The 9925-nt window shown below is 60.3% G+C and carries 13 protein-coding genes; 6 read left to right on the forward strand and 7 right to left on the reverse strand.

Translation table 11 applies throughout. The features are described 5' to 3' along the window. Positions 1 to 71: 71 nt before the first annotated feature. Positions 72 to 1115 (reverse strand): aminopeptidase, encoded by a 1044-nt coding sequence (locus ACQRBT_RS08960; protein ID WP_412046263.1) that lies wholly within the window; start codon positions 1113 to 1115, stop codon positions 72 to 74. A gap of 126 nt (positions 1116 to 1241) precedes the next feature. Here ACQRBT_RS08960 and ACQRBT_RS08965 point away from each other — a divergent pair, with 126 nt between their 5' ends. Beyond that, a complete protein-coding gene (locus ACQRBT_RS08965) occupies positions 1242 to 1664 on the forward strand; it encodes a hypothetical protein (protein ID WP_090367749.1) in 423 nt (140 codons plus the stop codon). Here the strand turns inward: ACQRBT_RS08965 and ACQRBT_RS08970 are convergent, their stop codons facing one another. Both ACQRBT_RS08970 and ACQRBT_RS08975 read right to left on the reverse strand, forming a co-directional pair. Beyond that, positions 1665 to 1904, reverse strand: coding sequence for a DUF1161 domain-containing protein (locus ACQRBT_RS08970; RefSeq protein WP_090367751.1), 240 nt, complete (start codon positions 1902 to 1904; stop codon positions 1665 to 1667). Positions 1905 to 2057: 153 nt separating this feature from the next. Continuing rightward, positions 2058 to 2489: an OsmC family protein gene (locus tag ACQRBT_RS08975; protein WP_060756528.1), complete on the reverse strand. Its 432-nt coding sequence runs from the start codon at positions 2487 to 2489 to the stop codon at positions 2058 to 2060. 215 nt (positions 2490 to 2704) lie between these two features. Here ACQRBT_RS08975 and ACQRBT_RS08980 point away from each other — a divergent pair, with 215 nt between their 5' ends. Continuing rightward, complete coding sequence (locus tag ACQRBT_RS08980) at positions 2705 to 3706, forward strand: LLM class flavin-dependent oxidoreductase (protein WP_021491416.1); 1002 nt, start codon at positions 2705 to 2707, stop codon at positions 3704 to 3706. Positions 3707 to 3765: 59 nt separating this feature from the next. Here ACQRBT_RS08980 and ACQRBT_RS08985 read toward each other — a convergent pair whose 3' ends face one another. Together ACQRBT_RS08985 and ACQRBT_RS08990 are read right to left on the reverse strand one after the other, a co-directional pair. Further along, positions 3766 to 3990 carry a DUF1161 domain-containing protein gene (locus ACQRBT_RS08985; protein ID WP_090367754.1) on the reverse strand — a complete coding sequence of 75 codons (225 nt, stop codon included), beginning with the start codon at positions 3988 to 3990 and terminating at the stop codon, positions 3766 to 3768. A gap of 115 nt (positions 3991 to 4105) precedes the next feature. Next, positions 4106 to 4321, reverse strand: coding sequence for a dodecin (locus ACQRBT_RS08990; RefSeq protein ID WP_005783406.1), 216 nt, complete (start codon positions 4319 to 4321; stop codon positions 4106 to 4108). Between the two features lie 154 nt (positions 4322 to 4475). Between ACQRBT_RS08990 and ACQRBT_RS08995 the strand changes: the two genes are divergently transcribed. Beyond that, on the forward strand, positions 4476 to 4802 hold the full coding sequence (locus ACQRBT_RS08995) for a DUF883 family protein (RefSeq protein WP_003233664.1): 327 nt from the start codon (positions 4476 to 4478) through the stop codon (positions 4800 to 4802). Positions 4803 to 4810: 8 nt separating this feature from the next. Here the strand turns inward: ACQRBT_RS08995 and ACQRBT_RS09000 are convergent, their stop codons facing one another. Further along, complete coding sequence (locus tag ACQRBT_RS09000; RefSeq protein ID WP_412046262.1) at positions 4811 to 5707, reverse strand: LysR family transcriptional regulator; 897 nt, start codon at positions 5705 to 5707, stop codon at positions 4811 to 4813. Between the two features lie 110 nt (positions 5708 to 5817). Here ACQRBT_RS09000 and trpB point away from each other — a divergent pair, with 110 nt between their 5' ends. The 3 genes from trpB (at position 5818) to ACQRBT_RS09015 (ending at position 8456) form a co-directional block, all read left to right on the forward strand. Further along, positions 5818 to 7059, forward strand: coding sequence for a tryptophan synthase subunit beta (gene trpB, locus ACQRBT_RS09005; RefSeq protein ID WP_060756532.1), 1242 nt, complete (start codon positions 5818 to 5820; stop codon positions 7057 to 7059). Continuing rightward, complete coding sequence (gene trpA / locus ACQRBT_RS09010) at positions 7059 to 7868, forward strand: tryptophan synthase subunit alpha (protein WP_412046261.1); 810 nt, start codon at positions 7059 to 7061, stop codon at positions 7866 to 7868. Before trpB ends, trpA begins: the two co-directional genes overlap by 1 nt. A gap of 138 nt (positions 7869 to 8006) precedes the next feature. Next, positions 8007 to 8456, forward strand: coding sequence for an RcnB family protein (locus ACQRBT_RS09015; protein ID WP_412046260.1), 450 nt, complete (start codon positions 8007 to 8009; stop codon positions 8454 to 8456). 35 nt (positions 8457 to 8491) lie between these two features. On the opposite strand, the gene ACQRBT_RS09020 is transcribed toward ACQRBT_RS09015, so the two are convergent. Further along, positions 8492 to 9796 carry an MFS transporter gene (locus tag ACQRBT_RS09020; RefSeq protein WP_412046259.1) on the reverse strand — a complete coding sequence of 435 codons (1305 nt, stop codon included), beginning with the start codon at positions 9794 to 9796 and terminating at the stop codon, positions 8492 to 8494. Positions 9797 to 9925: the final 129 nt, after the last annotated feature.

Below are 9925 nucleotides of genomic sequence, written 5' to 3' on the forward strand. Positions count from 1 at the left end.
CAATTGCCCGGCGTCCACGGTCAAAATGTGGGAGGGGCGGTGCGACGATTCGACTTGCTCCCGATAGGACCCTAGAGGCCAGCACCTTCCAACTGCTTCAACGCAGCCTTGCGCTGCGCCATTGGCAGCCCGCCCAGCTTTTCCACCTCCGCAAAGAACTTCACCCAATCCCCACCTTGCTGCCTGAACAACGCGGCAAACGCAGGCACCCACTGGTCATACAGCCCGAACGGCAATAACCGCGCGTTGTTCATCGGCTGGTTGATCCACCCGTCATACCGCTTATCGCCACCCCACTGGCTGTCGCGCATCCGCCGGTACTCACTGCGCAAACGCTCGAATTCCGCCGCCTTGGCCTGGCGCATCACGTCCGCTGCCAATGGCTGGGCGTAGAGTTTTTCCAGGCGTTTGCGGGTGTCGAGGATCAGCCGGATAAATTGATCACGTTGCAACAACGCCGCATCACCCAACGGTGCCAGACCGCGTGCCGCACGCCATTGACGGGTGCCTTCCTGCTCCACGAAGTTGGCGTAGGACTCATTGAACTCAGTATCGTCCTTCACATAAAAGCGCTGGTGCGCCAGCTCATGGAAGATCAGCGTCGCCAGGCGCTCATCACCCCAGTTCATCATGGAGCTCATGATCGGGTCATCGAACCAACCCAGGGTCGAATAGGCTTCTACGCCGCCAATCGACACATCCATGCCACGCTGGCGCAACAACGCCGCTTCACCTCGCGCCGCGCTTTGGTTGTAGTAACCGCGATAAGCCACGCAGCCGGCGATGGGGAAGCAGTGGGTCTCGGGCGAGAGAGAAAATTCCGGCGTGGCGAAGACGTTCCAGACTACATAAGGCCGACCAATGTCGGCATACAGCCGGTAACTCCGATTGTCAGGCAGGTGCAAGTGTTCGCTGGCAAAGGCCCGCGCCTTCTGCGCTTGCTTGAGGTGATCGCGCAATTCCTGTGGGCGAGACGGATCTGCGATGACCTCGGAAACCGGCTCCCTGGCCCGCAATAGTTGCCACTGGCCGCTGGCCAATTGGCTGTAATAACTCACACTGGAACAGCCGCTGAGCAGCACAACCAGCAACCCTGGAAGAAAACGCCTGACCATGCCCCAATGACTCCTGGGTAAATTGCCCGCCAGACTAGCCTGCCTGCGCGGCATTTTTCCATGGCGTGGCATGTTTATACTGGTAGCGAGCCTGCTTGCATCTTTCCCACCGCCTGAGTGCCCGCCATGCGCCAGCTATTGTTTTGCACCACTGCCTTGTTTCTCAGCGCTTGCGCCTCAACCCCGATTCCCCCGGTCGACCCACACCAAGCCTGGATTGATTTCGCCACGCCGACGCCGGGCGCCAAACTGGTCATGGCCCAGCGCCTGGACGGCAAGAACCTCAACGACGGACGCTTCTTCCAGGTGCCACCCGGCAGCCATGAGCTGATGGTGCGATTTGATTTTGAGGTGCCCACGGGTGGCAGCTTGGGTGGCCTGGGGCAGATGACTGACCGTACCTGCTTCATTACCCTGCAGTACGATCATTTCGAGGCCGGCCAACGCTATCGCCTCGAAGGGCGCTCATTGGCCTACACGCCGAATATCCGTTTGTATAACGCCGCCCGCCAATTGCTGGCTGAAGAGCGCAGCGTCAACTGCCTGTGATCAGTCGTTGTTTTTTTGGTAGATGATGCGCTTGGTGCCGTTTTCACAGGAGCCGACAATCATGGCGATGTCATGCTTCTCGGCTTCTTCGGCGGTGATGATTTCCAAGGTGTAGGACGGAATGGCCTTGGCCTGGATCTTCACCTCGATCTCTTTCCTGAGCTCTTCACAATCTTTTGGCGCGGCCACAACCGAAGTAGCCAACGCACCGCAAATGATCGCCAAGGCAAAACGTTTCATGTGTGAAGCTCCCTGAATGCCTGCGCACGGGTGTGCGCTCGAGGCTGCATAGCCTATACGACCGCATCCGGGAAACACGAGTTCTGATTTAACGCAGAACAAAGTGTGGAAGGGGCGGTGCGGCTTGGCCCCTTCCACATTGGATGGGCTGAGTCAGTTGACGAGCGTGGCATCCAGGCTGATTTTCGCATTCAGCACCTTGGATACCGGGCAGCCTTCCTTGGCCTTTTTGCTCAGCTCATCGAACTGCGCCTGGCTCGCGCCCGGGATCTTGGCTTTCAAAATCAAATGCACGGCGGTAATCGCAAAACCACCGTCCACTTGGTCCAGGGTGACCTCCGCCTGGGTGTCGATGCTGTCAGCCTTGAGACCTGCATCGCCAAGAATCATGGAGAACGCCATGGAGAAACAGCCGGCATGGGCAGCACCAATCAATTCTTCAGGGTTGGTGCCTTTGCCGCCCTCGAAACGTGCCTTGAAGCCGTAGGGCGCTTCGCGCAACACGCCGGTTTCGGTCGAAATGGACCCCAGGCCTGTCTTCAGATCGCCTTCCCAATGAGCCGATGCTTTTTTCTTGATACTCATAGCTATCTCCTCGAACGGTGGTTTTGCGTCAGTAGGGTTCTGAGGATAGAAGCTTTTGCAAAGTTCACTTTGTCGGAAAAACCTAGTGCGCCAGTAGGAAATTTATGATCACCTATTGAATCTCGGGTATATGCCCTCATTGCATGAACATGCACAGAAGCGGCAGGTTTTGGTTCGTCTATTTAAGCCTGCGCACCCAATGGAGAAGCTGGCTTATGAAATCGCTGTCCGACGTGAAGTTCTCGACCCTCGACCTCGTACCTGTACGGGCCAATGGCAGTCCGGCCCAGTCATTGCGCAATTCCCTGGACCTGGCCCAGCACGTAGAAAAATTCGGCTACAACCGTTTCTGGGTGGCTGAGCACCACAACATGGATGGCATCGCCAGCTCGGCCACCTCAGTCCTGTTGGGCTACCTGGCCGGTGGCACCTCTACCATCCGTGTCGGTTCCGGCGGCGTGATGCTGCCCAACCACGCACCGCTGGTGATTGCCGAACAGTTCGGCACCCTGGAAAGCCTCTACCCCGGCCGTATCGACCTGGGCCTGGGCCGCGCCCCCGGTTCCGACCAGATGACCGCCCGCGCCCTGCGTCGGGAGCGTTCCGGCAGCGCCGACGATTTCCCGGAAGACGTGGCCGAACTGATGGCCTACCTCGGCCCACGCACGCCTGACCAACGGGTAATCGCTGTGCCGGGCACGGGCACCAACGTACCGGTGTGGCTGCTCGGCTCGAGCCTGTTCAGCGCGCAACTGGCGGGAGAGCGGGGGTTGCCCTACGCCTTCGCCTCGCACTTCGCACCGCGCCTGATGCATGAGGCTATTCGCGTCTACCGCAATCACTTCAAGCCTTCAGCCGTGTTGGATAAGCCCTACGTGATGCTCGGCATTCCGCTGGTAGCGGCCGATACCGACGAACAGGCCGATTACCTGGCCACCTCGGTGTACCAGCGCATCCTCGCACTGATGCGCGGGCAGAGCCTGGTGCAGCGCCCACCGGTGAAAACCATGGATGGCCTGTGGCTGCCGCATGAGAAGGACGCGGTTGGCAGCTTCCTTGGCCTGGCGATGGTGGGCAGCCCGGCGAAGATCCGCGCCAAACTGGAAGTGTTGATCGAACAGACCGGCGCCGATGAGCTGATCTTTACGTGCGACCTGTACGAACACGCTGATCGCATTCATTCCTACGAGCTATTGGCGCAGTTGATGAAAGGCTGAAGCCCAGGCGAAAAAAAACCGACGCACTCGCGTCGGTTTTTTATGTCTGGAACACGGAATCAACCGCGCTTGTAGACAATTTCCTTGGTGCCGGCTTCGCAGCTGCCGATCACTTTGCCATCGGCGGCAGCGCCTTTAGCGACCACATCCAGCGAGTAATGCTGAACGCCTTTCGCATCGAGCTTGGCCGCGAGTTCGCTTTTCAGCTCTTCACAAGGCTTGCCAGCTGCCATTGCTGTGCCGGCAACGCTCAACAAACTTACCGCTAACAGAAACTTCTTCATCCGTTACTTTCCTTGCGCTGATCGAAAAGAGCGTGCCGACGCACGTTGCATCGGCACCCTAAGGTTGTAGCGCAGGTTATGGCAATCGGCCAGTCAGCAAGTTCAACCGGCGAGATCAACTACTGGCAATTCGGAACCCCACCTTGAGCGTGACCTGGAAGTGCGCGGCCTTGCCGTCCTTGATGTGACCACGGGTTTCAGTCACTTCAAACCATTCCAGATGCTTGATGCTCTTGTTGGCCTCGGCCAGGGCGTTGTTGATGGCGTCTTCGATGCTGGTGGTCGAGGAGCCGACCAGCTCGACTTTCTTGTAGGTGTGATGATCAGACATGGCGTTTCTCCTGAGGGCTTTAGTCAGCGTAGCAGTCAATGTTGGTAATGCTTCTGGCGACTGCTCGTAGGTAAAAGTTCAGATTTACTGCACTTTCTGAAACCGCCGCAGTCGGTATCTACACACGTCACTCAATCACTTCAGGAGAGTCCAAATGGCCAACACTTCTCTACGCAAAGCCTCGCTGGAAAGCATGGAAGCGGAGATTTCCAGCCTGCTCAAATCCCTTGAGAGCCTCAAGGATGATGCATCCGATGAGTCACGCAAAACCCTGAAGGCCCTGAAAAGCAATGCCGAGAATGCCCTCAAGCACTCTCGTCACCTGATCAGCGACGCCTACGAAGAAAGCAAAGTAAAACTGCGTGAAACCGGTGTTGCTACCCGCGACTACGCACAAGAACATCCATGGACCACCGCCGGCGTCGCCGTTGGCGCGCTGGGCCTGCTGGCCGCTTACCTGCTGTGCAAACGCGGCGACTGATTAACCGGCTATCCCGGCTCGCGCAACAGCTCAGCCTTGAGCCACTGCGCCAGCTGCCGAGCGCGCCCGTCCGCGGCGCGCTTGGGTAGCCACAACGCCAGGTGCGCCGGGGTTTCACTGAAACCCCACGGCGCCACCAGGCGCCCCGCACGCAGGTCCTCTGCCACCAGCGGCTGTGGCGCAATCGCCACCCCAAGCCCAGCTACCGCCGCCTCCAGCAAATAATACAAATGCTCGAAGCCCTGACCGTGTTTCAAAGCGCCGGGATCGATGCCGTGGTGCCGCGCCCAACTGGGCCAGGCTTGCGGGCGTGAAGTGGTGTGCAACAGCGCCTGGCCGCACAAGGCTTGCGGCGCAGCCTCCCGCAATTGTTCGAAGCCGGCGAAACGCGGGCTCATGACCGGCCCGATACACTCGCTGGCCAACTCGTACACTTGCATATCCGCCGGCCACGGCGGTTCGGCGAAGACCAGCAGCGCATCCAAGCCTGGCCGGCGTGGGTCAAGGTCGCCTTCACCCGCCGACAGATGCAGACGCAAATCCGGCAGGTCGGCATTCAAACGGCCCAGACGCGGGATAAACCAGCGCGCCAGCAAACTCCCCGACAAACCGAGCACAAAGGGTGCATCCGCGCCGCTTTGGGTGAGTTCCGCGCACACATCCCGCAAGCGCTCGAAGGCCTCGGCACTGGCATCTCGCAGCCGGATGCCCGCATCTGTGAGTTTAAGGCCCCGGCCTTCCTTGCTGAAAAGGCTGGTACCCAAGTGTTCCTCCAGCACTTTCAGCTGGCGGCTGACCGCGCCATGCGTGACGTGCAGCTGCTCGGCAGCCAGGCTGACGCTGTTGAGGCGAGCTGTGGCTTCAAAAGCACGCAGGGCGATAAGGGGCGGGAGGTCTCGGCTCATCTGTGAGTTTTCCTGACAGGTTGCGGCGATCTTATCGGTTTTCAGCGTAGCGTGTGAGGGGGTAGAGTGGCCCTCATTGTTTCTACACCCATTTTTTCCTGGAGCGTCCCATGACTCAGTCCCAGACCGATCTACGCAACGGCCCAGACGCCAACGGCCTGTTCGGCGCGTTCGGCGGCCGTTATGTCGCTGAAACCCTGATGCCGCTGATCCTCGACCTGGCCCGTGAATACGAAGCGGCCAAGATCGATCCGGCGTTCAATGAAGAACTGGCCTACTTCCAACGCGACTACGTCGGGCGTCCAAGCCCGCTGTATTTCGCCGAGCGCCTGACCGAGTTCTGCGGCGGCGCCAAGATCTACCTCAAGCGCGAAGAGCTGAACCACACCGGCGCACACAAGATCAACAACTGCATCGGCCAGATCCTGCTGGCACGACGCATGGGCAAAAAACGCATCATTGCCGAGACCGGCGCAGGCATGCACGGCGTGGCCACTGCCACCGTGGCCGCGCGTTTCGGCCTGCAATGCGTGATCTACATGGGCACCACCGACATCGAGCGCCAGCAGGCCAACGTGTTCCGCATGAAGCTGTTGGGTGCCGAAGTGATCCCGGTGGTCGCCGGCACCGGCACCCTCAAGGACGCGATGAACGAAGCCCTGCGTGACTGGGTGACCAACGTCGACAGCACCTTCTACCTGATCGGCACCGTGGCCGGCCCACACCCTTACCCCGCGATGGTGCGCGATTTCCAGGCCGTGATCGGCAAGGAAACCCGCGACCAGTTGCAAGCCCAGGAAGGCCGTCTGCCGGACAGCCTGGTGGCGTGCATCGGCGGTGGCTCCAATGCCATGGGCCTGTTCCATCCGTTCCTGGACGACAAGAGCGTGCAAATCATCGGCGTTGAAGCGGCCGGGCACGGCATCGAAACCGGCAAGCATGCCGCCAGCCTCAACGGCGGCGTACCGGGCGTGCTGCACGGCAACCGTACCTTCCTGCTGCAGGACGACGACGGTCAGATCATCGACGCCCACTCGATTTCCGCCGGCCTAGACTACCCCGGTATCGGCCCTGAACACGCGTGGTTGCACGATATCGGCCGCGTGCAATACACCTCGGTCACCGACGATGAAGCCTTGGATGCGTTCCACAAGTGCTGCCGCCTGGAAGGGATTATTCCTGCCCTGGAAAGCGCCCACGCCTTGGCTGAAGTGTTCAAACGCGCGCCGACCCTGCCGAAGGATCACTTGATGGTGGTCAACCTTTCAGGCCGTGGCGATAAAGACATGCAAACCGTGATGTTCCACATGGAACACTCTCAACAAGAGCAGTCCAAGCAGGAGAAACACTGATGAGCCGCCTGCAAAGCCGCTTCGCGCAACTGAAAGAACAGAACCGCGCCGCCCTGGTCACTTTCGTCACCGCCGGTGACCCGGGCTATGACACTTCGCTGGCGATCCTCAAAGGCTTGCCTGCCGCCGGTGCCGACGTGATCGAGCTGGGCATGCCCTTCACCGACCCGATGGCCGACGGCCCGGCTATTCAACTGGCCAACATCCGCGCCCTGACCGCCAAGCAGAACCTGGCGAAAACCCTGCAGATGGTTCGTGAATTCCGCAAAGACAATCACGATACGCCGCTGGTGTTGATGGGCTACTTCAACCCGATCCACAAGTACGGTGTGCCGCAGTTCATCGCCGACGCCAAGGCAGCCGGGGTTGATGGCCTGATCGTGGTCGACATGCCGCCTGAGCATAACGCTGAGCTGTGCGACCCGGCCCAGTCGGCCGGTATCGACTTTATCCGCCTGACCACACCCACCACCGATGATGCGCGCCTGCCAACCGTACTTAATGGCAGCTCCGGTTTCGTGTATTACGTATCGGTGGCCGGCGTGACCGGCGCCGGTGCCGCCACCCTGGAGCACGTCGAAGAGGCCGTGACCCGCCTGCGTCGGCATACCGAACTGCCGATCAGCATCGGCTTCGGTATCCGCACGCCGGAGCAGGCAGCGGCCATCGCACGCCTGGCGGACGGTGTGGTAGTGGGTTCGGCCCTGATCGATCACATCGCCACGGCCAAGAATGATCAGCAAGCAATCGATGGCGTTTTGAGCCTGTGCGCGGCGCTGTCGGAAGGTGTGCGTAACGCCCGTAAGTAAGCGCCCCGTAAGCGGTAGGTAAAGTTCCCGATACAGAGGAATCAATCCACCGAGTCAGTACCTAAAGTGACAAGACCAAGGGATTTCGAGCCTCGTTCGAAATCCCTTTTTTGTGCGTGCAGTACTGAGGAAGCCCCCATGAAAATGCCTAAACGCTTGATCGCTGCTCTCGGTGTCCTGCTGCTCGGCGCCAGTGCCCTGGCGCAGGCTGCGCCCGATGATGAGCGAGGAGGCCCCGGCCCCGACCGAGGTGGCCCGCCAGGGCTGCATGCCCCCCGCGGCGATAACCATCGCGGCCCGCAGAACGACCACCGCGGTGGCCCACCGGAAGACTTCGGCCCGGTGCGCCAGCTGATCCGGGATAACCACAACGACTTCCGCCGTGGCGCACCGCCACCTTCCGGCGTGCGCCTCGTGCGTGGCCAGCCGCTGCCGCGCAACTACTATGGCGAACGCCTGGACGCTCGGGCGCTGGCCCATCTGCCGCAATACCCTGGGTATGAATGGCGCCGCTCCGGCGGCGATATCGTGTTGATCGCCATCGGCACCAGCATCGTCTATCAGATCCTCGACGGCGCGCTTTACTGACCGCCCACTGACTGTAGGAGCACAGAGGCTAGCTCCTACAGTTCTATGCGTTCGACTTTGCCCACCAGCAGCACATAGGACAGCGCCCCAAGCAACGCCAGTACCGCGATATAGGTAATAGCCGGCGCAAACGAATTGCCACTGGCCAGGAAGCCAATCACGATCGGCGTGGCGATCGCCGACAGGTTGCCGATGAAGTTGAACACCCCGCCGGTCAAGCCCAGCAGGCGCGCCGGTGCCAGGGTCGAGACCAGCGACCAGGTGATCGACGCCAGGCCATTGCCGAAGAACGCCACCGCCAGGAAGGCGATGACCCAAGCGGTGGAGTCGACATAGTTGGCCCCGATGATCGCCGTGGAAATCAACAGCCCGCCAATGATCGGCAACTTGCGCGCAAAACCCACTGACGCGCCCCTGCGAATCAGCCAGTCGGAAAAAATCCCGGAGCACAGTACGCCGATGAATGCCGCGAGGAAGGGCAACGACGCCAACAGACCGGACTTGATGAAGTCCATGCCGCGATATTTCACCAGGTAGGTCGGGAACCAGGTCAGGAAGAACCACAGCGTCGAGTTCAGGCAGAACTGCCCCAGGTAGATCCCCCAGAGTTTGCGCTTGCTCAGCACGATGCCCAGGTCGGCCCAACTGAACGGCGCCTTGACGGTTTTCGCCTGCATGTCCACCAGGCCGCCGCCCTCACGGATCAACGCGATTTCAGCCGCATTGGCGCCTTTGAAATCCTTCGGCTCGCGGTACACCGCATACCAGATCACCGCCCAGAGAATGCCCACGCCCCCCGTGACGACAAACACCATGTGCCAGCCGAAGGCGTGTTGCAGCCAGGCCAGTACCGGCGTGAGAAACGCCAGCCCGACAAATTGCCCGGAGGTGTAGACGCCAATGGCGGTCGCCCGCTCACGCTCGGGAAACCAGGTGGTGACCACACGGCTGTTGATCGGATAAGCCGGCGCTTCCAGCGCACCCACCGCCATGCGCAACACGAACAGCGCGATGAAGCTTGCGGCAAAGCCCAGCATGACAGTGGCGATGGACCACAACAGCAACGCAGCCGTATACAGAATTCTCGGCGGCACCCGGTCCACCAGCCAACCGCCGGGAATCTGCATGGCGGCGTAGGTCCAGCCGAAGGCGGAGAAGATCAGCCCGACATGCACCGGGTCGATGCCCAGCTCACTGGTCAGCGCCGGGGCGGCAATCGACAGGTTGCTGCGGTCGAGGTAGTTGATCACCACGGTGATGAACAACAACAGCATGATGAAGAAACGCTTTCTGCTGGGCGTGACTAAAGAAGCCTGTCCAGTAAAGGATTCAGGGTGCATGGGGTGCCTCTTTTTTATGTTTGTTGAGGTCTGGCCTGACGGCCTGAAGAAACCGAATCAACTGTGGGAGGGGGCTTGCTCCCGATGGCGGCGCATCAGATTCAGATGTGCTGACTGACTCACCGCCAT

The organism is Pseudomonas sp. R19M (assembly GCF_050312585.1).
Classification (GTDB): Bacteria; Pseudomonadota; Gammaproteobacteria; order Pseudomonadales; family Pseudomonadaceae; genus Aquipseudomonas; species Aquipseudomonas palleroniana.